This window comes from Pseudorhodoplanes sp., from assembly GCF_059499825.1.
In genome coordinates, this window is record NZ_JCABZI010000009.1 from 397,387 (window position 1) to 421,585 (window position 24,199).

Below are 24,199 nucleotides of genomic sequence, written 5' to 3' on the forward strand. Positions count from 1 at the left end.
AGCGAGCGGCTAGAGAGCAAGCGACCTGACGGTCATCGCGACGGCCACGCCGACGGCCAGAGCCGCGAACTCTTTCCGCCACCACGCCATCAGCAGCGCCACGGCGACAACAGCGACCACCGCGGGCGCGCCCTCCCTGAGCAGGATCGGCAAGATGAGCGCAGCAACCACGCAGCCGGGCAAGGCCTCCATGATGCGTCGAATGCGCGGCGTGAACTGCACATTCCCCATCAGCCAGTAGCCGGAAAACCGCAACGTCGCGGTCACTATACCCATGCAGATGATGGCGACATACGGCCCGTAGGGAACGACGCTATTCATCGGACATCAATCCAGCGGTGATCGCGCCGGCGACAACGCCGACGATCAGATACCAATAACCGGGCGCCAGCTGCTGCATCAGCAACGCGACCGCGCCAGCGACCGCCCAGGGAATCGAACGGCCTATGCCCTTGTAGGTCGGCGTCAGCAGGGCGACGAAATACAGCGGCAGAATGAGATCGATAGCGTAGCGCTTCGGATCGGTGATCAAGCCGCCGAAGATCTGTCCCGCTGCGGTCGCTCCAACCCATGTGAGCCAGCAGGCGAGCCCGCCGCCGAACAGAAAGCCGACATCCGCGCCGCCGGACGCGCGATAGCGCACGGTGGGGATCCAGTTTGTGATCGTCATCATGAACAGGCTTGGATAAACCTGCCACGGCGGCGAGCCGGCAATCCAGGGCTGCATGGCCGCCGGCGGAATCGAGAGACGCAAATTCACGACGATGGTGGTGGCAACGATGGTCGCCAGCAAAAGTACCGAAATCGAAGGCGCCCACATCTCCACCGCCAGAAACTGCGAGATACCGGCGGATACAAGCGCGCTCATCAAGACTGTTTCCAGCAGCGGCACGCCCTTCTGCGCGGCCAGCGCACCGAAAGAGGCAGAGAAGACCACGACACCGGGCAAACCGGGGATGACCGCGATGGCCCCTTCCCGCACCCCGACAAGACTCCAATACGGAGCCGGTGCTCCATCACGTGCCTTGACGTCCATCCAACCCTCACCGTGGTCGCACCGTTATGGCGAAATGCCGATAGACATTCCCCGCGCGTTGCGGGCGGCACCGACTCACCGATAAATCTTATCGAAACCCAATCCGCGTGCGACGACGCGGATGCGGACGGGCTATGCGCGCAGCGTGGTGCGGAGCGCTCGTCATTTTACCTTGATCGAGGATCGGTTCGGGCTTCGCCCGGACGAGGCCGTTTCGTGGGTGGCGAACCGACTATGATTGGAGCGGGCGAAGGGATTCGAACCCTCGACCCCGACCTTGGCAAGGTCGTGCTCTACCCCTGAGCTACACCCGCATCCTGTAAAAGCCCGGCTGGGTTCGCCGGGGGCCTTCCTATGCCAAATGGCCCCGGGCATTGCAACTGCAAGGGCGGAAATATCGCCGATGGGGTTGATAAAGGCCGCTTCCTTCGTCATTCCGGGGCGCCGCGACGCCGCCCGCCCCGAAATGACGCAGAAACCATGCCCGCCACCCCCGACGACCTGTTCGCCTTTCTCGACCGGCTCGCCATCCCGCATCCGACCGTGTCACACCCGCCGCTATTCACGGTGGAACAATCGATCGCGCTGCGGGGCCGGGTACCCGGCGGCCACAGCAAGAATTTGTTCCTGAAGGATACCCGCGGCGCGCTCTACCTGATCGTGCTGCTGGAGGATGCCAGGGTCGACCTGAAGGCCCTGCCCGGCCTGATCGGCTGCGGCCGGGTGTCGTTCGGCTCGGCCGACCTGCTGCGCGAGGCGCTGGGCGTTGAGCCGGGATCGGTGACCCCGTTCTCGCTGATCAACGACCGCGACCGCCGGGTGATGCCGGTGTTCGACGCAGCGATGATGGAGCGCCCGCTCCTCAATTTCCATCCGCTGGTCAACACCATGACCACCTCGATCGCCCGCGACCACCTGCTGGCCTTTGCCGCCGCCACCGGGCACAGCCCGCTGATCCGGCCGGTCTCGGGCGGTTCGGCGCCATAACGGATTGCAATTGACCGTTTCCGTGCCATTTAATGGACTTGAGTTAACCGGGTGACCGGCCCGGGGTTTCGGGACATCGGTCTCGGGCCTTGGGCACGCAAGGATTGCTGACAATGTTACAGAATTTCGGCGAGGCGCCGATCGCCGCGCCCGGCGCGGATTTGATCGCCGACACCACCACGCAGACCTTCGTCAAGGACGTCATCGAGGAGAGCAAGACCCGCCCGGTCCTGGTGGACTTCTGGGCGCCGTGGTGCGGACCCTGCAAGCAGCTCACCCCGGTGCTGGAAAAGGTGGTGAAGGCCGCCAAGGGCAAGATCAAGCTCGTCAAGATGAACATCGACGAGCACCCGCCGATCTTCCAGCAGATCGCGCAGCAGATGGGCATCCAGTCGATCCCCGCGGTGCTGGCTTTCGTCAACGGCCAGCCAATCGACGGTTTCCTCGGCGCGCTGCCGGAGAAGCAGATCACCGAATTCGTCGAGCGGATGATCAAGGATCGCGTCGGCGGCGAGGAGAAGGATGCGCTGGCCGCAGCCGATGCCGCCCTGGCAGAGAAGGATTACGCCGGCGCCGCCGATCTCTATGCGCAGGTGCTGGCGCAGGACGCCAACAACATCGCGGCGCTGGCCGGACTCGCACGCTGCTATGTCGGCACCGGCAATGTCGAACAGGCGAAGAAGACGCTCGACATGGTGCCGGAGGCAAAGCGCGGCGATTCCAGTGTCGCCGCGGCGCGTGCCGCAATCGAGCTTGCCGAGCAGACGAAAGATCTCGGACCGATCGGCGATCTCGAAGCCAAGGTCGCTGCCGATCCGAAGGATTATCAGGCGCGCTTCGATCTGGCGCTGGCGCTCAATGCCAAGGGCAATCGCGACGGCGCGGTCGACCAGCTGCTTGAAATCGTCCGGCGCGACCGCAAATGGAACGACGACGGCGCCCGCAAGCAACTGGTTCAGCTGTTCGACGCCTGGGGTCCGACCGACGAGGCCACGGTCGAAGGGCGCAAGCGGCTGTCGTCGGTGCTGTTCGCCTGATGCGTGAACGGTGACAATGCGTGTGTATGGCGATCGGATCTTGAGCCATCGCGAGGGCGGAGTGCGGCAATGCCCATGAATGCGATCTATCACGGACCGGTGGATCTGCCGGAGGTGATTCCGGTTTTTCCCTTGCCGGGCGCGCTGCTGTTGCCGCGCGGCCAGATGCCGCTCAACATTTTCGAGCCGCGCTATATGGAGATGATCGACGACGCGCTGGCGTCGCGTCACCGGCTGATTGGCATGATCCAGCCGGACAGCGGCAATCCCGGCCCTGAGGACAAACCGAATCTGTTCAAGGTCGGATGCGTCGGCCGCATCACCCAGATCGCCGAAAGCGGCGACGGCCGTTATCTGCTGCAGCTCACCGGAGTCGCGCGTTTCCGCGTCGAGGAGGAGCTCACCGTCGCGACCGCGTACCGGCAATGCCGCGTGACTTACGCGCCCTTCGCCGACGATTTCATCGCCCGCAAGGGCGAGGAGGAAGTCGACCGCAAGAACCTGTTGCGCACGCTCGCGGACTTCCTCACCGCAAACGACCTGAAGGCCGACTGGGAGGGCATCGAGAATGCTCCGAACGAAGCGCTGGTCAATGCGCTGGCGATGATGTCGCCCTATGGCGCGGCCGAGAAACAGGCGCTGCTCGAGGCGCCCGACCTGAAGACACGCGCCGAGATCCTGATCGCGGTCACCGAAATCGAGCTTGCCAAGAATTCCTCCGACGGCGAAACGCCTTTGCAATAACGATGTCATCGCCGGCGGCCTCGGCCGGCCATCCAGAGAGAACCGCAGATGTCAGACGAGAAAGCCATCGGCGACAAGGTCGATCCGAAATTGCTGGAGATTCTCGTCTGCCCGCTGACGAAGGCTGCGCTGGAATACGATCCGGCAAAGCAGGAGCTGATCTCGCGCGGCGCCAAGCTCGCTTACCCAATCCGCGACGGCATTCCGATCATGCTGGCGGAAGAGGCGCGGAAGCTGGATTGAGTTTTCGGCCTCATCCTGAGGAGCACCGAAGGCGCGTCTCGAAGGATGGGGCCGCCCTCGTCCTTCGAGACGGCTGCTGCGCAGCCTCCTCAGGATGAGGGCGGGATTGGATCAAGGGGGAAACATGCTGAAAATCTATGGACGCAACTCATCGTCGAACGTGCAGAAGGCGATGTGGGCGATCGGCGAACTCAATCTCAAGTACGAACGCATCGATGTCGGCGGCGCCTTCGGCAAGAACAAGGAGCCCGACTATCTGGCGATGAATCCGAACGGCCTGGTGCCGACCCTCGATGAGGACGGTTTCATCCTGTGGGAATCGAATGCCATCGTGCGTTATCTGGCGCGCGTCTACGGCGCGGGAACGCTGGAGCCGTCCGATCCGAAAGAGATCGCGCGCGCCAATCAATGGATGGACTGGCAGTTGACGGTGGCCGGGCCTGCCATCTTCCAGGCCTTCTGGGGCCTGATCCGCACGCCGGCGGAAAAGCGCGACATGGCGGCCATCGCCGAGTCGCAGCGCAAGACCACCGAAGCGATGGTAATGCTCGATGCACAGCTCGGCCGCACCGCTTACGTCGCCGGCGAGCGCTTCTCGATGGGCGATATCCCGGTCGGCGTGATGGCCTATCGCTTCCGCGTGCTGTGTCCGGAGCGGCCGCAGATGCCGCATCTCGAGCGCTGGTTCGCCGAGATCGAAAAGCGGCCGGCCTTCCAGGCGCAGGTCGGCTCGATCCCGCTGACGTAAGGGCGGCGCGATGGCCCGGTTGCGGCTCGGCTGGATTGCAGCGATTGCCGCACTGGTGCTTGCATCGTCGATGGCCACCTCCCGCGCAAAGGTCATCGAGGAAGCCTGGACCGAGGGCGGTCTGCACGGCACTCTCGCCAAGCCCGCAGACCATGTGCGTGGACCGGCGGTGCTGATCGTTGCGGGTTCCGGTCCGACCGATCGCAACGGCAACGGACCCGGCGCCAATCCATTTCTAAAGACCGACAGCTATCGCAAGCTGGCCGAGGGGCTTGCAGCAAGCGGCATCCTGTCGCTGCGCTACGACAAGCGCGGCGTCGGCGAAAGTCGTACCCTGGTGACGCGCGAGGACGACGTGGTCTTCGACACGTTCGTGTCGGACGCGATCATTGCGCTTCGAAGCTTGCAGAAGCGGTCCGACGTGTCATCGATCGTGATTGCAGGACACAGCGAGGGCGGCCTGATCGCGCTCGCGGTCGCGGCGCGTGTGCCGATCGCGGGCCTCGTGCTGCTGACCACGCCGGGGCGTACCTATCTCACGCTGATGCGGGCGCAGCTCAAGGGACAGCTTCCGCCGGATCTCGATGCCAGCGCCACTGCGATCCTTGATTCACTCGCTGCCGGAAAGCGGGTCGATGACCTGCCACAACAGCTTGCAGCTTTCTTCCGGCCGTCGGTGCAGCCATTCCTGATGTCCATCGGCAATTTCGATCCGGCCGCCGCACTGGCACAGACGAAGACTCCCGCGCTGATCGTCCATGCCGGCCGCGACCTGCAAGTGTCAGCCGTGGATTTCGACGCGTTGCGTGGCGCCCGCGGCGATGTGCAGACGCTGGAACTTCCGGAGGCCAACCATACGCTGAAACAATCGCCCGCCGATCGCGCTGGCAATCTGGCGCTCTATCGCGATCCGGCGGCGCCGCTCGATCCGGCGCTGATGCCTGCGCTGGTCGCGTTCGTGCGTTCGGTCGCGCCTTAGAGCGCTTCGCCCTTCAACAGCTTCGGCACGTCGCCGGTCAGGCCCGCGGCCTCGCGGATGAAGAACTCCTTCAGATTCGGCATCCGGTCGACGAGGCCGAGACCCATGTCGCGAACCAGCCGCAGCACATCCGAATTGTTGGAGAACAGCCGGTTCAGGCTGTCGGTCGCGACTCCCATCGCCATGGTGTCGAAGCGCCGCCAGCGCTGATAGCGCTCCAGCACCGATACCGCGCCGACATCGATGCCAAGCCGCGCTGCATCGATCACCGCTTCGGCCAAAGCCGCGGCATCGCGCAATCCCATGTTGAGACCCTGCCCGGCGATCGGATGGATCACATGCGCGGCGTCGCCAATGAGCGCAATGCGTTCCGCGATGAAACTGCGCGCGACATGCAGGCCGAGCGGAAAGGCGCGGCGCGGACCCGCAAGCGCGAGATCGCCGAGATGAAGCCCGAAGCGCTGTTCGAGTTCGGCGAGAAACTCCGCATCGGACAGCGCTACGATGCGCGCGGCGTCGGCCTTGCTCTCGGTCCAGACGATCGAGGAGCGATGACCCGTCAGGGGCAGGATCGCGAACGGCCCGGCCGGGAGAAAATGTTCTTCGGCGCGGCCGTTGTGAGGGCGCTCGTGCGCGATGGTGGTGACGATGCCGGCCTGGTCATAGTCCCAGCCATGAACGGCAATCCCGGCCTGCTCGCGGATCACCGACCGTGCGCCATCGGCGGCGACCAAGAGCCGCGCGGACAGTGACGCGCCATCGGAAAGTTGCGCGGTCACGCGGGCCGGATCGTGCTGAAATTGCGTGACCGCGACCGGCCGCAGATCGACGCCCTGTTCGCGCGCCTTGCCGAGCAGGGCCGCGATCATCGGGCCGTTCTCGATCATATGCGCAAACGGTTCGCCCGGCGCGATCTCGCCGTCGAAAGTCAGGAAGGTCGGCCGCATCGCATGGTCGAGCCGGGAATCGGTCACCACCATGTCGAGAATGGGCTGCGCGCCGTCGGCGATCGCGGGCCAAACGCCGATGGTCTCGAACAGCCGGCGCGCGGCGGCAGCAATCGCGGAGGCCCGCGGGTCGCCGGAGGCGCGGTCCATCGCCGGGTCCACGAGCGCCACGGACAATGCGCCATCGGACCCCTGACGCAGCGCGATGGCCAGCGCCAGTCCGGCAAATCCGCCGCCGGCGATAAGGATATCGATCTTTGCGTTCGCTTGCGTCATTGCTGTCCGGCCGTACCAACACTTGACTTGAGCGCGGCGGTCCGCGCCTTCTTTATGTAAGGTAACGAAAGAGCTTTTTCATGTCCGGCGCCGTCTCGGCTCTCCTGGAGGTCCTCGACCTCGAAACGCTGGAAGTCAACCTGTTCCGCGGCCGCTCGCCGCAGACCGGATGGCCGCGCGTATTCGGCGGGCAGGTGATCGGCCAGGCGCTGGTGGCCGCCAGCCGCACCGTCGAAGGCATCACCGCGCATTCCATGCATGCCTATTTCGTGCTGGCCGGCGATCCCACGGTGCCGATCGTCTACGAGGTCGAGCGCACCCGCGACGGCAAGAGCTTCACCACCCGCAGCGTCAAGGCGATCCAGCACGGCCGGCCGATCTTCATCATGATCGTGTCCTTCCACAACGACGAGGACGGGCTCGACAACCAGATGACCATGCCGGACGTGCCGGCGCCGGAAGCGCTGCCGGACGAAGAGACCATGCTGCGTGATATCCTGCCGACGCTGCCGGAGCAGGTGCAGCGCTATTACAAGCGCGAGCGGCCGATCGAATTGCGTCCGATCGATTACGGGCATTATCTCGGCCGCAAGCCCGACAACGGACATTTCAATGTCTGGATCAAGGGCACCGGCCCGCTGCCGGACAATGCCGCGATCCATCAATGCGTGCTGGCCTATGCCTCCGACATGACGCTGCTCGATACCGCGCTGGTGCCGCTCGGCCGCACGCTGTTCGAGAAGGATTTCATGGGCGCCAGCCTCGACCATGCGCTGTGGATGCACCGGCCCTTCCGGGCCGATGAATGGCTGCTTTATTCGCAGGACTCGCCGAACCTGCATGGCTCGCGCGGGTTGTCCCGGGGATCGATCTTCAAGCGCGACGGCACGCTGGTCGCCTCGGTGGCGCAGGAGGGACTGGTCCGGCTGCGGCGGCGGCCCGATTAGGCGCTCATTCTCCGCTTAATCTTTGCGCGGGTTGCCGATAACCTGCGGCCCAGGATGGTCCATGCCGGGTGAGGCGCGGGCCGCGACATTGTGGCTCCGGCAGAGGCTCAGTCCATGAAACTGGTTACCGCGATCATCAAGCCCTTCAAGCTGGAAGAGGTGCGCGACGCTCTGACCTCGGTCGGCATCTACGGCATGACCGTGACCGAGGTGAAGGGCTATGGCCGTCAGAAGGGCCACACCGAGATCTATCGCGGCTCCGAATATGCCGTGCACTTCCTGCCCAAGGTGCGGTTGGAAATCGCGGTCGGCTCGGACCGGGTCGGCAAGGTGGTCGAAGTGGTGAGCCAAGCCGCCCGGACCGGGCAGATCGGCGACGGCAAGATTTTCGTGACCCCGATCGACCGCGCGGTTCGCATCCGCACCGGCGAGACCGACACCGACGCGCTCTGAAGAGACGCCGGGGCGGCCGTCCGGTCGAAACGGGAACTTCGTCCGGAAGATGGATTTGGGAGAATTCGTTTTTCCTACTCGCCCACGGGAGAATGATTTTTCTAATTGCTGCGGCGATATTGCGAAGAGATAGAATAGTCTTCTACTTATCTGGCGAAGCGGGCATTTTATGGCGCCCGCCGGCACGGAGCACCTCAATGACACATCGATTCGCGGGCGCTGCCTTTGCGGCTGCCCTGCTGGCTGCCGGCACCGCCGCCGCGCCAGCGCAGGACTTTCCGACCCGGCCGGTGACCGTCGTCGTGCCGTTTTCGGCCGGCGGCCCGACCGACGCGCTGATCCGCACCCTCGGCGAGCGCATGCATCAGACCCTCGGCCAGCCGGTGCTGGTCGAAAACGTGACCGGCGCCGCCGGCACCATCGGCGTCGGCCGCGTCGCCAAGGCAGCGCCTGACGGCTACACCCTCAGCTTCGGCCACTGGAGCACGCATGTCATCAATGGCGCGGTCTATCCGCTGCCGTTCGACCTGCTCACCGATCTCGAGCCGGTCGCGTTGCTCACCAGTTATCCGATGATTCTCGTTTCCAAAAACGACGTGCCGGCAAAGGACCTGAAGGAATTCGTCGCCTGGGTGAAAGCCAATCAGGACAAGATCTCGGTCGGCAGCATCGGCGCGGGGAGTGCGGCGCATGTCGCCGGCGTCTATTTCGAGAACCTCACCGGCACCAAGCTCAATTACATCCCGTATCGCGGCGCGGCTCCCGCCATGCAGGATCTGCTCGCCGGCAATATCGACTTCATGTTCGATCATCTTGCGAACGCGCTACCGCAGATCAGGGCGGGCAAGATCAAGGCCTATGCGATCACCGACGACAAGCGCGCTCCCTCGGCGCCGGACATTCCGACCGTCGACGAAGCCGGACTGCCGAAGCTGCACGTTGCGATCTGGTTCGGCCTGTGGGCGCCGAAGGGCACACCGCAAGACGCGGTCGCCAGGCTCAACACCGCGGTGAAGGATGCACTCGCCGATCCTGCGGTGCGCGCGAAACTCGAAGCGTTGGGACAGGTGATCCCGCCGCCGGATCAGCAGACGCCGCAGGCGCTGGCAGCGCATCAGAAGGCCGAGATCGAAAAATGGTGGCCAATCGTGAAGGCCGCGAATATCAAGATCAACACCAACTGATCGCAAAGGGCGCGGCGAATGCGCCGCGCCCGCAATTGCCAGAGCGTCGAGACAGCATGCCGGACACCTTCATCGATTACTTCGACGCGATGTCGTCGCCCTGGACCTATCTCGGGCACCAGCGCTTCGAACAGCTCGCTAAGCGCTTCAACCTGACCATCCGGCACAAACCGATGGATCTCTTGAAGGTGTGGTCGGTGTCCGGCGGCTTGCCGCTGAAGCAGCGCGCGCAGCAACGTCAGGTCTACCGGCATCTCGAACTGAAGCGCTGGAGCGAGATCCTGCACCGACCGTGCAATCTCGAACCGGCCTTTCATCCGGTTGCCGATCGCAGGGCCTGCTATCTGGTGATCGCGGCGATGCAGAAGGGGCTCGACTGGAGCCTGCTGACCAACGCGATCCTGCGCGCGGTCTGGGTCGAGGATCGCAACATTGCGGATCATCCGACGCTGGTTGCGATCGCCGACGAGAACGGCTTCGACGGCAAGGCGCTGCTGGCCGCGACCGAAGACGAAGCGGTGAAGGCCGAGTATGAGCGCAATACCGAGGAAGCGATCCGCATCGGCGTGTTCGGCGCTCCCACCTATGTCTATGAGGGCGAGCTGTTCTGGGGGCAGGACCGGCTGCTGATGCTGGACTGGCGGCTCTCGCAGAAGCACGGGCTCAGCCTCGACGGCTTTCGCTTCGGCTGAGTCTCCGCCGTCCTCCATGCGTGAGCCCCGCTTGGCGCGAAGGCAGGCGGCCGGGCCGCAGGGCGCTGACGATCCGCCCGTCACCTCGACCTCGAAGGGCATGCCCTCGAGCGCGATTGTGACGCGCACCGACGAAAAATTGTGGGCCTCGCCGTCACCGCGCTGGCCGCGCCACCCCACCAAATTACCTTCGCCGGCTGTAATTCGGCCCCGCTTTGTATTTCAGGCGACTCAGGCACAGGCACCTGACTGTTTACTAGGCAATCCTGCCGTCCGTTTGTGCGCTGCTTCCAAAGGCGAATCGCCGGAGGATTCCACTCCCCTGAAATCGCTCGTTGAATCAACCTGTTAGTACCCTTGCGGCGAAGTGGCACGGGGTTTGATTACGTAAGCGCGGGAACTGGCCTGCGGGGGCGAAACCATGCCTGCCGGAACCCGAGTGAGACAGTCCGGAGCTCACGCAAGCTTCGGGACAACGGGGATCGAACCACATGAAAATCGTCATGGCCGTCATCAAGCCATTCAAGCTCGACGAGGTCCGCGACGCCCTGACCGCGATCGGGGTGCACGGCATGACCGTCACTGAGGTCAAGGGTTATGGGCGTCAAAAGGGACATACCGAAATCTATCGCGGCACCGAATACGCCGTGAGCTTCCTGCCGAAGCTCAAGGTCGAGGTCGCAGTCGCCACCGACCAGGTCGACAAAGTCATCGAAGCCATCTCCGGCGCGGCCAAGACCGGCCAGATCGGCGACGGAAAGATCTTTGTCGTGAACCTGGAAAGTGCAGTGCGCATCCGCACCGGCGAAACAGACGCCTCCGCCCTCTAAACCGACGCATTCGGACAGGAGCTCAACTATGTCTTTCAAGTTTCCAACGCGGGCCGGATTGACCGCCGCTGCTTTGGCCGCGGCGTCGCTGGCTGCGGGCCCGGCCTTCGCCGATCCCGTTCTCAGCAAGGCCGATAACACCTGGCTTATGACCTCGGCGGTGCTCGTGCTGCTGATGACCATTCCGGGTCTCGCCCTGTTCTATGGCGGCCTGGTTCGCCCCAAGAACATGCTCTCGGTGCTGATGCATGTCTTCTACTCGGTCTGCATCTGCGGCCTGATCTGGGTGATCTACGGCTACAGCCTCGCCTTCACCGGTGGATCGGCATGGATCGGCGGATTTTCGAAGGCCTTCCTGTCGGGAGTGACCTCCGATTCGATCGGCGGCACCTTCTCGGTCGGCGTCGGCGTCTCGGAATACGCCTTCATCGCCTTCCAGATGACCTTCGCGATGATCACGCCCGCGCTGATGGTCGGCGCGTTTGCGGAGCGCATGAAGTTCTCCGCGGTGGCTCTGCTGATCCCGATCTGGGTGACGCTGATCTACTTCCCGATCGCACACATGGTCTGGTATTGGGCCGGCCCGGATGCGGTTGACGCTGCCGCGAAAGCCGTTGCGGCCGCAACGGACGAAGCTGCCAAGACCAAGGCTCAAGCGGCACTTGACGAAGTTCTCGCCGACGCCGGTAAGATCTTCTCCTGGGGTGCGATCGACTTCGCCGGCGGCACCGTGGTGCATATCAACGCGGGCGTTGCCGGACTTGTCGCCGCCATCATGGTCGGCAAGCGCACCGGCTACGGCAAGGAAGTGATGCCGCCCCACTCGATGGTCATGACCATGATCGGCGGCTCGCTGCTGTGGGTTGGCTGGTTCGGCTTCAACGTCGGCTCCAACCTCGAAGCCAACGGAACCGCGGCACTGGCGATGATCAACACCTTTGTCGCCACCTGCGGCGCCGCCATGTCGTGGATGCTCGCCGAATGGATGATCAAGGGTAAGCCGTCGCTGCTCGGCATCGTGACCGGCGCAGTTGCCGGTCTGGTCGCCGTCACGCCGGCGGCGGGCTTCTCCGGTCCGATGGGTGCGATCGTGCTCGGCCTCGTGTCCGGCGTGGTGTGCCTGTTCTTCTGCTCGGCCATCAAGCATGCCTTCGGTTACGACGACGCACTGGACGTGTTCGGCGTCCATGCCATCGGCGGCATCGTCGGCGCGCTCGGCACCGGCATCCTGGTGAACCCGGCACTCGGCGGCACCGGCATCTTCGACTATGTCACCGGCAAGGTCGGAGAATACGACTTCGCGACGCAGATGATCGCCCAGACCAAGGGCGTGCTCCTGACCGTCGTGTGGACGGGTGTCGGCACCGCGATCATTCTGTTCGTCATCAGCATCATCGTCGGCCTGCGCATCACCGTGGACAAGGAACGCGAAGGTCTCGATCTCACCGAACACGGAGAGCGCGCCTATAACATGTAGGACGCTCGAAGCGTCGCGCGGCGGGGCGTATACCCGGCACCGTCCCCTCGCCGAATGGAGGCTCCGGTCGTAAGACCGGGGCCTCTTTTCTTTTTAGGGCTCGCTTTTTTGGGCGCTCGCGGTCGCCCGGAAATCGTCCGCGACGGTCGATGGTTAATCGGACCTTAACCAGCGGCACCTAGGCTTTGGCCGCATCGAGTAATCCGGCCGAAATGCGCGTGATGTTCATGAATGCCGCCGAACGCGAACAGCCCCCGTCGTCCGCGCGGACGGCCGATCCGCGCACGCAGAATCGGTCGGCCTTTGCGCGCCTGAACGACCTGCTGGCGCCGATCGAACCGGGACAGCCGGCGATCAATTGCGCCGTCGGCGAGCCGCAGCATCCGGTGCCCGCCTTTGCCGGCCCGGTCTTCGCAAAGCATATTGCCGATCTCGGGAAATATCCGGCCAACAAGGGCACCGAGCTGTTCCGCACATCGGTCACCGGCTGGCTGAGCCGTCGTTACGCGCTGCCGCGCCCGCTCGATCCGGAAACCGAAGTACTGGTGCTGAACGGCACCCGCGAGGGCCTGTTCCTCGCGGCGCTCGCCGCTGCGCGCAACGCTCCGCCGCGCGCGGGACGGCCGGCGATCCTGGTGCCCAATCCCTGCTATGGCGCCTATTCGGCCGGCGCTTCGGCCTCGCATTGCGAGACCGTCTACATGCCCGCCACCGCTGCGAGCGATTTCCTGCCCGACCTCGATTCGCTCGACGACGCGCTGCTCGCACGCACGGTCGCCTTCTACATCGCCTCGCCCGCCAATCCGCAGGGCTCGGTCGCCAGCCGCGATTACCTCACGCGGCTGGTCGCGCTCGCCCGCAAGCATGACTTCATGGTGTTTTCCGACGAGTGCTATTCGGAAATCTATTTCGGCGAAAAGCCGACCGGGATTCTCGAAGTCGCGGGAGCGGACTATTCCAACGCCATCGCCTTCAATTCGCTGTCGAAGCGATCGAACCTGCCTGGCTTGCGCGTCGGCTTCGTCGCCGGCGATCGCAATTTCCTCGCTCGCTTCCTGGAATACCGGAACAACTCAGCGCCGCAGGTTCCGATGCCGGCGCAGGCCGTGGCCGCGGCCGCGCTCGACGACGAGATGCATGTGATCGAGAACCGCACCGCCTACGCACAGAAATTCGATCTCGCCGACCAGATCCTCGGCGGCCGCTACGGCTACAAGCGTCCGCCGGGCGGCTTCTTCCTGTGGCTCAATGTATCGGCACAGGGCGGCAGCATCGCGGCCACCGAACGGCTGTGGCGCGAGGCGGGTCTTCGCGTACTGCCAGGCGAATTCGCTTCGTTCACGGAAGCCGACGGCAGCAACCCGGGCCGCGACTATATCCGCGTCGCCATGGTGCATGACAACGCAACCACCGCCGAGGCGCTGCATCGCCTCGTGTCGGTGCTCGGGTAGCGCGCATGCCAGCCATCAGCCAGCGCGGTCTCGACCGGTTCGAATTTCTCTCCGACGATTTGCGCGCCGCGATCCGACGCCGCGTCGGCGAGTGTTGCGGCATCGCCCTGCTGATGGTGGCATTGCTGCTGACCGTCGCGCTGGCGACCTGGTCGGTGCAGGATCCGAGTCTCAGCCATGCGACCGATTCGCCGGTGCGCAACTGGCTCGGGCGCAGCGGCGCCATCTTCTCCGATCTGTCGGTCCAGCTTTTCGGCCTGGCGTCGATTATGCTGGTGCTGCCGGTCGCGGCCTGGGGCTGGCGGCTGGTGACGCATCGCGCGCCCGGCCGCCGCTGGCTTCGTCTGGCATTCTGGATCGTCGCACTCGCGCTGTCGGCCGCATTCGCCTCCTGCCTGCCGCGCACGATTGGCTGGCCGCTTCCGGCCGGGATGGGCGGCGTCACCGGCGACGCCATCGTCAGGCTGCCGCTTTTTCTGTTCGGCTCATCGGGCACAAGCCGCTTCGTGCTGGCATGCGTGATCGGCGTCGCAGCGGTCGCGGCGACCGCCATCGTGCTGGGCTTCGGCTTCCGCAAACGCGGCGATCTTGCCGCGGACATCCACCGCGAGGCCGAGGAGTTCGACGAGGACGAGGAGCGCGGCTCGGTGTCGCTGGGCTGGCTTGTGCATCTGATGCTGAGCGCGAAGGCGCGGCTGTCGCTGTTCATCCGGCGGCGCCTGTCGGACGATGACGAAATCGCGGTGCGACCCGCAAGGCCCGCCGCGGGCGGGGCACGCACCGAGCCCCGCATGCGCGCGGAGCCCGAGGAAGACGCGTACGACAACGACGACGACAACGATTACGACGACGCGCCGGACGAAGAGGAAGAGGAGGCGGAGGAAGAGCCCGCCCCGCGCAAGGCCCGCGCCAAGCCCGCGCCCAAGCCGGCCAAGCGCTCCGGTGCCTTCGTGTTGCCGCCGCTCAATCTCCTTGCCGCGCCGAAGGCGAGCGACAAGGCGACGATGAGCGCCGAAGACATCGAGGAGAATGCCGAGTCGCTGGAAAGCGTGCTGGAAGATTTCGGCGTCAAGGGCGAGATCATCAATGCGCGCCCCGGCCCGGTGGTGACGCTGTACGAACTCGAACCCGCGCCCGGCATCAAGTCGTCGCGTGTCATCGGTCTTGCCGACGACATCGCCCGTTCGATGAGCGCGGTGTCGGCGCGTGTCGCGGTGGTTCCCGGCCGCAATGCCATCGGCATCGAATTGCCGAACGAGTTTCGCGAGAAAGTCTATTTCCGCGAAATGCTGGCGGCCAGTGAATACGACAAGACGCCGGCCAAGCTGCCGCTTTGCCTCGGCAAGACCATCGGCGGCGAGCCGGTGGTGGTCGATCTCGCCCGCATGCCGCATCTTCTGATCGCCGGCACCACCGGCTCCGGCAAATCGGTCGCGATCAATACCATGCTGCTGTCGCTGCTCTACAAGCTGCGGCCCGATCAATGCCGGCTGATCATGATCGATCCGAAGATGCTGGAATTGTCGGTCTATGACGGCATCCCGCATCTGCTGACGCCGGTCGTCACCGATCCGAAGAAAGCCGTGGTCGCGCTGAAATGGGCCGTGCGCGAGATGGAAGAGCGCTACAAGAAGATGTCGAAGCTCGGCGTCCGCAACATCGACGGCTACAATACCCGCGTCAACGAAGCCAAGGCCAAGGGCGAGGTGCTGACCCGCACCGTGCATACCGGCTACGACAAGGAATCCGGCGAGGCGATCTACGAGAAGGAGGATCTCGAATTCGAGGAACTTCCGTATCTCGTGGTCATCGTCGACGAAATGGCCGACCTGATGATGGTGGCCGGCAAGGATATCGAAGGCGCGATCCAGCGGCTGGCCCAGATGGCCCGCGCCGCCGGCATCCATGTCGTGCTCGCGACCCAGCGCCCCTCGGTCGACGTCATCACCGGCACCATCAAGGCGAATTTCCCGACCCGCATCTCGTTCCAGGTCACGTCGAAGATCGACAGCCGCACCATTCTGGGCGAGCAGGGCGCCGAGCAGCTGCTCGGCCAGGGCGACATGCTCTATATGGCCGGCGGTGGCCGCATCAGCCGTGTCCACGGACCATTCGTCGCGGACGACGAGGTCGAGAAGGTCGTGCGCCATCTGAAGTCGCAGGGCGTGCCGCAATATCTCGAAGAAGTGACCCGTGACGAATCCGAGGACGAGGACGGGGCGGTGTTCGACTCCACCGGGATGGGCGCGGAAAAAGACCTCTACCAGCAGGCCGTCGAGGTGGTGGTGCGCGATCGCAAGGCCTCGACCAGTTACATTCAGCGCCGGCTCCAGATCGGCTACAACCGGGCTGCGTCGCTGATGGAGCGGATGGAACAGGAAGGTGTGGTCGGGCAGCCCAATCACGCCGGAAAACGTGAAATCCTGATTGAGGAAGGCGCCAGCCGTTTCGGCTAGACTGATCAAAATCGCTGCCGCTATTGAGATTCGGCCTGACGCCGATTAACTCGAAACCGGCCGCCAAGTCGCCACACGCGCGGATTAAAAGTCCGGTGCAATGGAGTGAAGTATGACGCGGACGCTGACCAGCCTATGCGCTCTCGTGACGGCAGGCCTGATATCGGGGCTGGCCGGCCTATCCGGTGCATCGGCGCAATCGGTTCCGCTGCCGCGGCCGGCGCCGCTTGCCAAATCCGGCACCATCAATGTGGAGCCGCTGATTGTCGCGCAGGCGCGACCCACCCCGCCCGGCATGATCGCTCCGGCCCCCTCCCCGGTGCGGCCGAACGCGCCCGCCGGCAAGCCTGGCGAAGCCACCGCTTTCGACGGCAGCCAGCGCGCGCTGGTGGACCGGATCTCCAACTATCTCTCGGGCATGCGGCAGGTGGTCGGACGATTCGTCCAGGTCGGGCCGGACGGACGCAAGACCACCGGTGACATTTTCCTGCAGAAGCCCGGCAAGCTGCGTTTCGAATATGACGATCCGAGCCCGGTTCAGCTGATTGCCGACGGCACCTCGCTGGTTGTCCGCGACCGCAGGCTGGCGACACAGGATCTCTATCCGCTCGGCCAGACGCCGCTGCGTTTCCTGCTCGCCGACAAGGTCGATCTCCTGCGCGACACCAACGTGGTCGGCGTCTATTCCGACGATATCTTTGCCACCGTGGTGATCGAGGAGCGGCAGACGCTCGGCGGCAAGCACAAGCTGATGCTGATGTTCGACGCCAAGGACCTGACGCTGAAGCAATGGACAGTCACCGATCCGCAAGGCTTCGACACCACCGTCGCGATCTACGATCTCGACATGACCAAGAAGCCAGATCCGGCGCTGTTCAAGATCAATTACGAGCGCATGCTGCAGTAATTTTCGCGCCAGTCTTCGAACCGTCACCCTGAGGTGCCGTTACGCAGTAACGGCCTCGAAGGGCGACGGCCGTACATCCTTCGAGGCTCGCTATGCTCGCACCTCAGTATGCCGGGGAAAGATCATTCATTCCTACCGCGCCGAAATCAGTCGCGCGCCGCGCCGGAAGGTGAGCCAGCTCCACAGCCAGTTGATCGCGACCACGAAACGGTTGCGCAAGCCGATCAGAAAATAGATGTGCGCGATGCCCCAGAACCACCAGGCGAGAAAGCCGGTGAGTTCGAAGCGGCCGATCTTCACCACCGCCGCGCGCCGGCCGATCGCAGCCAGATCGCCGGCATGCTTGTAACGGAAGGGCGCCGGCAAATCGCGGCCTTCGACGCGCGCAGCGATCAGCCGCCCGACATATCCGCCCATCTGTTTCGCGGCCGGCGCGATGCCCGGCACATTCGGTACTGACGCGAGATCGCCGGTCACGAACACATTCGGATGATCCGGCACCGACAGATCGGCGTTGACGACGATGCGGCCGGCGCGATCATGTGCCGCGCCGATCCATTGCGCCGCGGGCGAAGCCACCACGCCGGCAGCCCAGACAATGGTCGACGCATCGATGCGGCGACCGTCACCCAGCGTCACGCCATCGCGCGAGCAATCGGTCACGCGGGTATCGGCCATGACCTCGACGCCCATCCGCTCCAGCACGCCTTTGGCATAGGCTGACAGATTGTCGGGGAGCGCCGGCAGGATGCGCGGTCCCGCCTCGATCAGCAGGATGCGCGACATGCGCGGATCGATGCGGCGGAAATCCTCCGTCAGCGTTTCATGGGCGACCTCCGCCATCGCACCGGCCATCTCGACACCGGTCGGGCCGCCGCCGACCACGACGAAAGTGAGCAGCTTGCGGCGCGCCGCATCGTCGGCCGCCGTTTCCGCCTGTTCGAACGCCCGCAGAAAGCGGCCGCGGATATGCCGTGCGTCTTCGATGGTCTTCAGGCCGGGGGCCGCTTCCGCCCATTCGTCATGGCCGAAATAGGCATGGGTGACGCCGGAGGCGAGCACCAGATAATCGTAAGGCAGCGCCAGCGCGTCGGCCTGCACGATCTTCGCTGCAGTATCGACCGCCGTGACCTTTGCCATCACGACGCGCAGATTGCCCTGCCGGCTCAGGATGCCACGGATCGGCCAGGCGATATCGGCCGGCGACAGGGCGGCGGTCGCGACCTGATAGAGCAGCGGCTGAAAACAATGGTGGTTCTGCCGGTCGATCAGCACGATATCCACAGGCGCCCGGGCCAGCGCGCGGGCGCATTCCAGCCCGGCAAAGCCGCCGCCGACAATGATGACGCGGGGTCGCGGCTTATCCATCCGCCAGTCCATCATCCAGGAGAACGCCCGTCCCGTTGCTGGAAATCCGGCAACACCGAGCTTATTAAGACCGCATGACGTTGAAGATCACGACCTGGAATGTCAATTCGGTGCGCTTCCGCATCGATCTGGTGGCAAAATTCATCAAGGCGGCGCGGCCGGATGTCCTGTGCCTGCAGGAAACGAAATGCCCGGACGACAAGTTTCCGCTCAAGCGATTCAAGCGGCTCGGTTACGAGCATGTCGCGATGAACGGACAGAAGGGTTATCACGGCGTGGTGGTGCTCTCGCGCCTGCCCTTCGATGAAACCAGCAAGCGCGGCTTCTGCGGCGTCAACGATTCGCGCCATGTCTCGGTCACGCTTGGCGAACGCGCAGGCCTGAAAAATCCCATCGTCGTGCATAATCTTTATGTGCCGGCCGGCGGCGATATTCCCGATCCCGAGCTGAATCCGAAGTTCAAGCACAAGCTGTCGTTTCTCGACGAGATGCGCGATTGCAGCGAGGTGCATGTTAACGGCCATGCGCGCGCAATCCTGGTCGGCGATCTCAATGTCGCGCCGCGCGAGCACGATGTCTGGAGCCACAAACAGCTTCTCAACGTGGTGTCGCATACGCCGATCGAGACCGAGAAGCTCAACGCCGCGCAACAAGCCGGCGGTTGGGTCGATGCGATGCGCGAATTGGTGCCGGAGCCGGAGAAGCTCTACACGTGGTGGAGCTATCGTTCACCGGACTGGAAGGCCGCGGACAAGGGCCGCAGGCTGGATCACATGTGGGTGTCGCCCGGGATGATGGATCGGGTCTCGGAGATCCGCATCGCCAAGGAAGCGCGCGGCTGGGCGCAACCGTCCGACCATGTGCCGGTGACGGCAACGGTCGAGGACTAGCTACTTCTCGCCGGGATCGAGACTGTAGCGGATATCCAGTACTTCGGAGATCGACTGGCGCGCGCGATGCGCAACGTAATCGCGCAGCCGCAAGGCGGCGTTCGCATCGTCCTCAAGGATCTTGCGAAACATGCTGCGCGAAATGCGGATCACGGTGCAGTTGTCCTGCGCCGTGGCACAGAGTGGTGTCGCATTGTCGGAGATCAGCGCGAATTCGCCGAGCATCGTACCCGGACCGACATCGATGACTTTTCCGGGCTGAGCCGGATTGCTGCTGAGCCGGAAGCGGCCGTCCTGCACCACATAGGCGCAGTCGACGCGCTCGCCCGGCCGGAACAGGATATCGTCGGGCTGGATTTCGCGGGTCTCGGCGCCGAGCGCGATCAGCCGCAGCGCCGCACGGCCAAGCGCCCGGAGCATCGGGACCTGCTCCAGCACGGCGATATCATCGTCGATGCTCACCTGCGGCGGCCTGATTGCCGCCTAGGGCACAAGCTTGTAGCCGCCCGCATCGGTGACAAGAATCGCGGGATTCGCGGCATCCTTCTCGACCTTCTGGCGAAGACGATAGACGTGCGTTTCGAGCGTGTGCGTGGTCACGCCGGAATTGTAGCCCCAGACCTCCTGCAGCAGCGTCTCGCGCGACACCGAGCGCTGGCCGGCCCGATACAGATAGCGCAGGATCGCGGTCTCCTTCTCGGTCAGCCGCACCTTGTTGCCCTTGTCGCCGGTCAGCAATTTCGAGCTGGGACGGAAGCTGTACGGCCCGATGGTGAAGACGGCGTCCTCGCTGGCCTCGTGCTGGCGCAATTGCGCGCGGATGCGCGCCAGCAGCACGGCGAAGCGGAATGGCTTGGTGACGTAATCGTTCGCGCCGGATTCCAGTCCCAGGATGGTGTCGGAATCGGTGTCATGCCCGGTCAGCATGATGATCGGCGCCTTGAAGCCGCTCTTGCGCAGGACCCGGACCGCTTCGCGGCCGTCCATGTCGGGCAGGCCGACGTCCATGATAATCAGGTCGATCTGGCCATCCTTGGCCGCCTGGATGCCCTTGGCGGCGCTGTCCTGCGACTGCGCTTCGAATTCCTCGTGCAGCGCAAGCTGCTCGACCAGGGTGTCGCGCAGCTCGGCGTCGTCGTCGACAATCAGCAGTTTTCTGGCATTCGACATATAAGTGGCCCCCCAAGGGCCCAGAGATTACCGATTTATGGCGAAATAGGGCATTGGAGATTGCAGGAGCAAGCGGGACTTGCGTATTTGGTATCCGCAATCGAGCCACGCCCTGTTTACCATGCCGCCCCGGACCCTTGTCCATATCCATGTCCAGAGCCGATCTGGAAGCAAAACGCGAGGCATTTTGAGGGCCGGCGGCCTATTTTTCCCGGTTGCGCTGGGTCGCGGGGGAATTCTTGCCAACAAGCGCGAGGGGGATGGCGGAACACCCCGGGGCCGGTTCCGCCTGAAACGGCTGTGGTGGCGGGCCGACCGAATCACCCGGCCGCGGACCGGCCTGCCCGTCCGACCGATCGGTCCGTCCGACGCCTGGAGCGAGGATCCGTCTGACCGCCGTTACAACCGGCCGGTCCGCCGACGCGCCGGGGAGCCGGGGGACCGGCTGATGCGGGACGATGGCCTTTACGACCTGATCGTCGAGATCGATCATAACGACCGGCCCCGCATCGCCGGACGCGGCAGCGCCGTCTTTATCCATGTCGCCCGCGCGGGTTTCGCGCCGACCGCCGGCTGCGTCGCGCTCCGCCGCAACGACCTGCTGCGGTTGCTGGAGCGGCTCTCGCCGCGGACCTGGATTCATATCTCTTAAAGGCGCAACCCCGCTTTGCCGCGACCGATTAGCAGAACGGCAACGGAGAATCCGACGAGTTCCCATTTGTTAACGGGTTGACGACGCTGCTCGCGCAGGATGCCGATGACGGGGTTCTTACCAGCGGTTGTACATGCCTGCCATCGACGCACCGGGCCAGTCAGGGCCCATTGACGAGGATCGCGAGATCATCGGCCGCGTGCTTTCGGTCAGTGGATCGAACGCCACGATCCAGCTCGCCGGAACGGTCGGCCGCGATGCGGCGCGAACCACCGTCGGCAAGTTCATCGGCATCGTCAGCGGCGAGGGCGTGATCATCGGCATGGTCACCCACATTTCCGAACAGGCGAGCGTTCGCGGTGCGGGCACCGCGCAGATCGATCTGTTCGGAGAGATGCGAGACCATGACGGGCGCCCGAGTTTCTCGCGCGGCATTACCGATTATCCCGCCATCGGCGAACCGGCGCTGCTGATGAGCAACGAAGAGCTGCGGCTGATCTACGGAAATACGGTCAATCCCGCGCATGTCGGCAAGCTGCGCCAGGATCCGACGATTGAAGCGCTGGTCGATGTCGACGAATTGCTCAACAAGCATTTCGCCATTCTCGGCACAACCGGTGTCGGCAAGTCGAGCGGCGTCGCCATCATTCTCCGGCAGATCCTCGAGGCGCGGCCGGACATGCGCATCTTTCTGGTCGATCCGCATAACGAGTACGGACGCTGCTTCGGCGACAAGGCGCAGGTCCTGAACCCGCGCAATCTGCGCCTGCCGTTCTGGCTTTTCAATTTCGAGGAAACCGTCGATGCCTTCTTCGGCGCACGGCCCGGCGTGCCCGAAGAGGTCGAGATTCTGGCCGAGGTGATCCCGATCGCCAAGGGCGCCTACCTGCAATATCGCAACGCCGCCGACCGATCGCTGGTCAAGAAGCGCGATCCGAAAAGCTCCGGCTTCACCGCCGACACACCGGCGCCCTACCGGCTCGAAGATCTGCTCGCTCTGATCGACGAGCGTATGGGCAAGCTCGAAAACCGCTCGTCGCGCGCATACCATTTCAGGCTGATGCAGCGGATCCAGACCTTCCGCAACAATCCGCGCTACGCCTTCATGTTCGAGAACGCCAATGTCGGCGGCGACACCATGGCGGAGATCATCTCGACGCTGTTTCGTCTGCCGGCAAACGGTCAGCCGGTGACGGTGATGCAGCTCGCCGGATTTCCGGCGGAAGTGGTCGATTCGGTGGTGTCGGTGCTGTGCCGCATGGCGTTCGACTTCGGCCTCTGGAGCGATGGCGTGGCGCCGCTTCTGTTCATCTGCGAGGAGGCGCATCGGTATGCCTCCTCGGCGGAAGCGAGAACCGGGTTTGGGCCGACGCGGCGCGCGTTGTCGCGCATCGCCAAGGAGGGCCGCAAGTACGGGGTCTATCTCGGACTGGTCACACAGCGCCCGTACGAAATCGATCCCAACATCATCTCCCAGTGCAACACCATGTTCGTGATGCGTCTGTCCAACGACCGCGATCAGGCGCTGATCCGCTCGGCGATTTCCGACGCTGCGTCGAGCCTGCTGACCTTCGTGCCCTCGCTTGGCACCGGCGAAGCCTTCGTGTTTGGCTCGGCGGTGGCGCTGCCGATGCAGATGACCTTCAGCAGGCTTCCAGAAGCCGCGCGGCCGTCCAGCGATGTCGGAAACGGCGCGCGCGGGCGTGGCGATGCCGGTCTCGATCTGATTGCGTCGGTGGTCGATCGGTGGCGCAGCGCGACCATGAGTCAGCGGCTCTCTGACGACGAGGGTTACGACTCCGGCTTTACGCACGAAGAATCGCCATCGATGCAACCGGCCTTCTCGGCCGATAGCCTCGATCCGCAACGCTCGCGGATTCTCAAGCAGCCGCTTGGCGCGGCGCCGGATTTCGCGGGCGCTCCCAGACTCCGGCGGTAGCGCGAAGAATTGGCGGCAAGAGCGCCAGGCCTGGTTCGCGTCAGGGCTTCGGCCGTCCACCGAAGATCGCGCTTCCGACCCGCACATGGGTGGCGCCGAACTGGATTGCGGTCGCGAAGTCCGCACTCATGCCCATCGACAGCAGCTTGAGCCCATTACGCGCCGCGATCTTGGCGGTGAGCGCAAAATGCGGCGCCGGCGCCTCGTCCAAGGGCGGAATGCACATCAGCCCGGAAATCGTCAGGCCATGCGTGTCCCGGCAATCGCGCAGGAAGCCGTCCGCCTCTTCCGGCAGGATGCCGGCCTTCTGCGGCTCGGCGCCGGTATTGATCTCGACGAAAAGCTGCGGTGCCCGCCCCTGCTTGCCGATTTCCTTCGCCAGCGCCTCGCAGATGCTCGGCCGGTCGACCGAATGGATGGCGTCGAACAGCGCCACCGCTTCCTTCGCCTTGTTGGATTGCAGCGGTCCGATCAGGTGCAGCGACAGTCCGTCATGCCGCGCGCGGATCTCCGGCCATTTGGCCTTGGTTTCCTGCACCCGGTTCTCGCCGAACACCCGCTGGCCGGCCGCAATCGCAGCTTCGATGGCATCGGCGCCGAAGGTCTTCGACACCGCGATCAGGGTCACCGCGGCCGGGTCCCGCTTCGCCTCGCGGCAGGCGCGGGCGATCTCGGCCTGCACGGCCGCGAGGGAGGCGGCAATATGCTGGGATTGCGATTCACTCACGGTCGCGGTTCTCTCCGGAGGCGTCCACTAACGGCGCCCGGTTGCGGTCGCAAGCGGGA

Annotated in this window: 25 protein-coding genes and 1 tRNA gene; 18 read left to right on the forward strand and 8 right to left on the reverse strand. The window is 64.4% G+C overall.

From position 1 onward, the window contains the following. Positions 1 to 9 precede the first annotated feature (9 nt). The 3 genes from AC5I5I_RS13315 to AC5I5I_RS13325 all read right to left on the reverse strand — a co-directional run bounded on the left by AC5I5I_RS13315 (position 10) and on the right by AC5I5I_RS13325 (position 1,350). Positions 10 to 321: an AzlD family protein gene (locus AC5I5I_RS13315; protein WP_495973710.1), complete on the reverse strand. Its 312-nt coding sequence runs from the start codon at positions 319 to 321 to the stop codon at positions 10 to 12. Then, on the reverse strand, positions 314 to 1,036 hold the full coding sequence (locus AC5I5I_RS13320) for an AzlC family ABC transporter permease (RefSeq protein WP_495973712.1): 723 nt from the start codon (positions 1,034 to 1,036) through the stop codon (positions 314 to 316). The genes AC5I5I_RS13315 and AC5I5I_RS13320 overlap by 8 nt, the downstream gene beginning before the upstream one ends. A 239-nt stretch (positions 1,037 to 1,275) precedes the next feature. After that, a tRNA-Gly gene (locus AC5I5I_RS13325) sits at positions 1,276 to 1,350 on the reverse strand. A gap of 166 nt (positions 1,351 to 1,516) precedes the next feature. On the opposite strand from AC5I5I_RS13325, the gene AC5I5I_RS13330 reads away from it, so the two are divergent. From AC5I5I_RS13330 to AC5I5I_RS13355, 6 genes are all read left to right on the forward strand, one after another. Then, positions 1,517 to 2,023, forward strand: coding sequence for a prolyl-tRNA synthetase associated domain-containing protein (locus AC5I5I_RS13330; protein WP_495973714.1), 507 nt, complete (start codon positions 1,517 to 1,519; stop codon positions 2,021 to 2,023). 113 nt (positions 2,024 to 2,136) lie between these two features. After that, complete coding sequence (trxA, locus tag AC5I5I_RS13335; RefSeq protein WP_495973716.1) at positions 2,137 to 3,060, forward strand: thioredoxin; 924 nt, start codon at positions 2,137 to 2,139, stop codon at positions 3,058 to 3,060. Between the two features lie 69 nt (positions 3,061 to 3,129). Then, the gene (locus tag AC5I5I_RS13340) at positions 3,130 to 3,804 is read left to right on the forward strand and encodes an LON peptidase substrate-binding domain-containing protein (RefSeq protein WP_495973718.1); all 675 of its coding nucleotides are present in this window, start codon (positions 3,130 to 3,132) and stop codon (positions 3,802 to 3,804) included. A 48-nt stretch (positions 3,805 to 3,852) separates the two neighbouring features. Continuing rightward, positions 3,853 to 4,047 carry a Trm112 family protein gene (locus tag AC5I5I_RS13345; RefSeq protein ID WP_495973720.1) on the forward strand — a complete coding sequence of 65 codons (195 nt, stop codon included), beginning with the start codon at positions 3,853 to 3,855 and terminating at the stop codon, positions 4,045 to 4,047. A gap of 124 nt (positions 4,048 to 4,171) precedes the next feature. Further along, positions 4,172 to 4,795, forward strand: a complete 624-nt coding sequence (locus AC5I5I_RS13350) for a glutathione S-transferase family protein (RefSeq protein ID WP_495973722.1) — start codon at positions 4,172 to 4,174, stop codon at positions 4,793 to 4,795. 10 nt (positions 4,796 to 4,805) lie between these two features. After that, the gene (locus AC5I5I_RS13355) at positions 4,806 to 5,774 is read left to right on the forward strand and encodes an alpha/beta hydrolase family protein (RefSeq protein ID WP_495973724.1); all 969 of its coding nucleotides are present in this window, start codon (positions 4,806 to 4,808) and stop codon (positions 5,772 to 5,774) included. On the opposite strand, the gene AC5I5I_RS13360 is transcribed toward AC5I5I_RS13355, so the two are convergent. Further along, complete coding sequence (locus AC5I5I_RS13360; RefSeq protein WP_495973726.1) at positions 5,771 to 6,997, reverse strand: ubiquinone biosynthesis hydroxylase; 1,227 nt, start codon at positions 6,995 to 6,997, stop codon at positions 5,771 to 5,773. The two genes, AC5I5I_RS13355 and AC5I5I_RS13360, sit on opposite strands and share 4 nt — an antisense overlap. Positions 6,998 to 7,077: 80 nt before the next feature. Here AC5I5I_RS13360 and tesB point away from each other — a divergent pair, with 80 nt between their 5' ends. From tesB to AC5I5I_RS13405, 9 genes are all read left to right on the forward strand, one after another. Further along, positions 7,078 to 7,944 carry an acyl-CoA thioesterase II gene (tesB, locus tag AC5I5I_RS13365; RefSeq protein ID WP_495973728.1) on the forward strand — a complete coding sequence of 289 codons (867 nt, stop codon included), beginning with the start codon at positions 7,078 to 7,080 and terminating at the stop codon, positions 7,942 to 7,944. A gap of 114 nt (positions 7,945 to 8,058) precedes the next feature. After that, the gene (locus tag AC5I5I_RS13370; RefSeq protein WP_495973730.1) at positions 8,059 to 8,397 is read left to right on the forward strand and encodes a P-II family nitrogen regulator; all 339 of its coding nucleotides are present in this window, start codon (positions 8,059 to 8,061) and stop codon (positions 8,395 to 8,397) included. A 197-nt stretch (positions 8,398 to 8,594) separates the two neighbouring features. Continuing rightward, a complete protein-coding gene (locus AC5I5I_RS13375; RefSeq protein ID WP_495973732.1) occupies positions 8,595 to 9,581 on the forward strand; it encodes a tripartite tricarboxylate transporter substrate binding protein BugD in 987 nt (328 codons plus the stop codon). A 56-nt stretch (positions 9,582 to 9,637) separates the two neighbouring features. Further along, positions 9,638 to 10,273, forward strand: a complete 636-nt coding sequence (locus AC5I5I_RS13380; protein WP_495973734.1) for a 2-hydroxychromene-2-carboxylate isomerase — start codon at positions 9,638 to 9,640, stop codon at positions 10,271 to 10,273. A 491-nt stretch (positions 10,274 to 10,764) separates the two neighbouring features. Further along, positions 10,765 to 11,103: a P-II family nitrogen regulator gene (locus AC5I5I_RS13385; protein WP_495973736.1), complete on the forward strand. Its 339-nt coding sequence runs from the start codon at positions 10,765 to 10,767 to the stop codon at positions 11,101 to 11,103. Positions 11,104 to 11,131: 28 nt separating this feature from the next. Then, on the forward strand, positions 11,132 to 12,580 hold the full coding sequence (locus AC5I5I_RS13390) for an ammonium transporter (RefSeq protein WP_495973738.1): 1,449 nt from the start codon (positions 11,132 to 11,134) through the stop codon (positions 12,578 to 12,580). Positions 12,581 to 12,801: 221 nt separating this feature from the next. Then, entirely contained in the window at positions 12,802 to 14,031 is a 1,230-nt protein-coding gene (locus AC5I5I_RS13395; protein ID WP_495973904.1) for an aminotransferase class I/II-fold pyridoxal phosphate-dependent enzyme, read from the forward strand. Positions 14,032 to 14,036: 5 nt separating this feature from the next. Beyond that, positions 14,037 to 16,487 (forward strand): DNA translocase FtsK, encoded by a 2,451-nt coding sequence (locus AC5I5I_RS13400; protein ID WP_495973740.1) that lies wholly within the window; start codon positions 14,037 to 14,039, stop codon positions 16,485 to 16,487. 112 nt (positions 16,488 to 16,599) lie between these two features. Beyond that, positions 16,600 to 17,394, forward strand: coding sequence for an outer-membrane lipoprotein carrier protein LolA (locus tag AC5I5I_RS13405; RefSeq protein WP_495973742.1), 795 nt, complete (start codon positions 16,600 to 16,602; stop codon positions 17,392 to 17,394). A gap of 132 nt (positions 17,395 to 17,526) precedes the next feature. Here the strand turns inward: AC5I5I_RS13405 and AC5I5I_RS13410 are convergent, their stop codons facing one another. After that, positions 17,527 to 18,762 (reverse strand): NAD(P)/FAD-dependent oxidoreductase, encoded by a 1,236-nt coding sequence (locus AC5I5I_RS13410; RefSeq protein WP_495973744.1) that lies wholly within the window; start codon positions 18,760 to 18,762, stop codon positions 17,527 to 17,529. 74 nt (positions 18,763 to 18,836) lie between these two features. On the opposite strand from AC5I5I_RS13410, the gene AC5I5I_RS13415 reads away from it, so the two are divergent. Beyond that, positions 18,837 to 19,652: an exodeoxyribonuclease III gene (locus tag AC5I5I_RS13415; protein ID WP_495973746.1), complete on the forward strand. Its 816-nt coding sequence runs from the start codon at positions 18,837 to 18,839 to the stop codon at positions 19,650 to 19,652. On the opposite strand, the gene AC5I5I_RS13420 is transcribed toward AC5I5I_RS13415, so the two are convergent. Further along, positions 19,653 to 20,114: a Crp/Fnr family transcriptional regulator gene (locus tag AC5I5I_RS13420; protein WP_495973748.1), complete on the reverse strand. Its 462-nt coding sequence runs from the start codon at positions 20,112 to 20,114 to the stop codon at positions 19,653 to 19,655. 21 nt (positions 20,115 to 20,135) lie between these two features. After that, complete coding sequence (locus AC5I5I_RS13425; protein ID WP_495973750.1) at positions 20,136 to 20,822, reverse strand: response regulator transcription factor; 687 nt, start codon at positions 20,820 to 20,822, stop codon at positions 20,136 to 20,138. 121 nt (positions 20,823 to 20,943) lie between these two features. Here AC5I5I_RS13425 and AC5I5I_RS13430 point away from each other — a divergent pair, with 121 nt between their 5' ends. Together AC5I5I_RS13430 and AC5I5I_RS13435 are read left to right on the forward strand one after the other, a co-directional pair. After that, positions 20,944 to 21,474: a L,D-transpeptidase family protein gene (locus tag AC5I5I_RS13430; RefSeq protein ID WP_495973752.1), complete on the forward strand. Its 531-nt coding sequence runs from the start codon at positions 20,944 to 20,946 to the stop codon at positions 21,472 to 21,474. A gap of 133 nt (positions 21,475 to 21,607) precedes the next feature. Further along, complete coding sequence (locus AC5I5I_RS13435; RefSeq protein ID WP_495973754.1) at positions 21,608 to 23,413, forward strand: ATP-binding protein; 1,806 nt, start codon at positions 21,608 to 21,610, stop codon at positions 23,411 to 23,413. A gap of 40 nt (positions 23,414 to 23,453) precedes the next feature. Here AC5I5I_RS13435 and AC5I5I_RS13440 read toward each other — a convergent pair whose 3' ends face one another. Beyond that, complete coding sequence (locus AC5I5I_RS13440; protein ID WP_495758419.1) at positions 23,454 to 24,140, reverse strand: YggS family pyridoxal phosphate-dependent enzyme; 687 nt, start codon at positions 24,138 to 24,140, stop codon at positions 23,454 to 23,456. Between the last annotated feature and the right edge of the window lie 59 nt (positions 24,141 to 24,199).

Coding starts and splice junctions, on each gene's coding strand:
- AC5I5I_RS13315 (WP_495973710.1), bottom strand. CDS start 321: ATGAATAGCGTCGTTCCCTACGGGCCGTATGTCGCCATCATCTGCATG.
- AC5I5I_RS13320 (WP_495973712.1), bottom strand. CDS start 1,036: ATGGACGTCAAGGCACGTGATGGAGCACCGGCTCCGTATTGGAGTCTT.
- AC5I5I_RS13330 (WP_495973714.1), top strand. CDS start 1,517: ATGCCCGCCACCCCCGACGACCTGTTCGCCTTTCTCGACCGGCTCGCC.
- trxA (WP_495973716.1), top strand. CDS start 2,137: ATGTTACAGAATTTCGGCGAGGCGCCGATCGCCGCGCCCGGCGCGGAT.
- AC5I5I_RS13340 (WP_495973718.1), top strand. CDS start 3,130: ATGCCCATGAATGCGATCTATCACGGACCGGTGGATCTGCCGGAGGTG.
- AC5I5I_RS13345 (WP_495973720.1), top strand. CDS start 3,853: ATGTCAGACGAGAAAGCCATCGGCGACAAGGTCGATCCGAAATTGCTG.
- AC5I5I_RS13350 (WP_495973722.1), top strand. CDS start 4,172: ATGCTGAAAATCTATGGACGCAACTCATCGTCGAACGTGCAGAAGGCG.
- AC5I5I_RS13355 (WP_495973724.1), top strand. CDS start 4,806: ATGGCCCGGTTGCGGCTCGGCTGGATTGCAGCGATTGCCGCACTGGTG.
- AC5I5I_RS13360 (WP_495973726.1), bottom strand. CDS start 6,997: ATGACGCAAGCGAACGCAAAGATCGATATCCTTATCGCCGGCGGCGGA.
- tesB (WP_495973728.1), top strand. CDS start 7,078: ATGTCCGGCGCCGTCTCGGCTCTCCTGGAGGTCCTCGACCTCGAAACG.
- AC5I5I_RS13370 (WP_495973730.1), top strand. CDS start 8,059: ATGAAACTGGTTACCGCGATCATCAAGCCCTTCAAGCTGGAAGAGGTG.
- AC5I5I_RS13375 (WP_495973732.1), top strand. CDS start 8,595: ATGACACATCGATTCGCGGGCGCTGCCTTTGCGGCTGCCCTGCTGGCT.
- AC5I5I_RS13380 (WP_495973734.1), top strand. CDS start 9,638: ATGCCGGACACCTTCATCGATTACTTCGACGCGATGTCGTCGCCCTGG.
- AC5I5I_RS13385 (WP_495973736.1), top strand. CDS start 10,765: ATGAAAATCGTCATGGCCGTCATCAAGCCATTCAAGCTCGACGAGGTC.
- AC5I5I_RS13390 (WP_495973738.1), top strand. CDS start 11,132: ATGTCTTTCAAGTTTCCAACGCGGGCCGGATTGACCGCCGCTGCTTTG.
- AC5I5I_RS13395 (WP_495973904.1), top strand. CDS start 12,802: ATGTTCATGAATGCCGCCGAACGCGAACAGCCCCCGTCGTCCGCGCGG.
- AC5I5I_RS13400 (WP_495973740.1), top strand. CDS start 14,037: ATGCCAGCCATCAGCCAGCGCGGTCTCGACCGGTTCGAATTTCTCTCC.
- AC5I5I_RS13405 (WP_495973742.1), top strand. CDS start 16,600: ATGACGCGGACGCTGACCAGCCTATGCGCTCTCGTGACGGCAGGCCTG.
- AC5I5I_RS13410 (WP_495973744.1), bottom strand. CDS start 18,762: ATGGATAAGCCGCGACCCCGCGTCATCATTGTCGGCGGCGGCTTTGCC.
- AC5I5I_RS13415 (WP_495973746.1), top strand. CDS start 18,837: ATGACGTTGAAGATCACGACCTGGAATGTCAATTCGGTGCGCTTCCGC.
- AC5I5I_RS13425 (WP_495973750.1), bottom strand. CDS start 20,822: ATGTCGAATGCCAGAAAACTGCTGATTGTCGACGACGACGCCGAGCTG.
- AC5I5I_RS13430 (WP_495973752.1), top strand. CDS start 20,944: ATGCCGCCCCGGACCCTTGTCCATATCCATGTCCAGAGCCGATCTGGA.
- AC5I5I_RS13435 (WP_495973754.1), top strand. CDS start 21,608: ATGCCTGCCATCGACGCACCGGGCCAGTCAGGGCCCATTGACGAGGAT.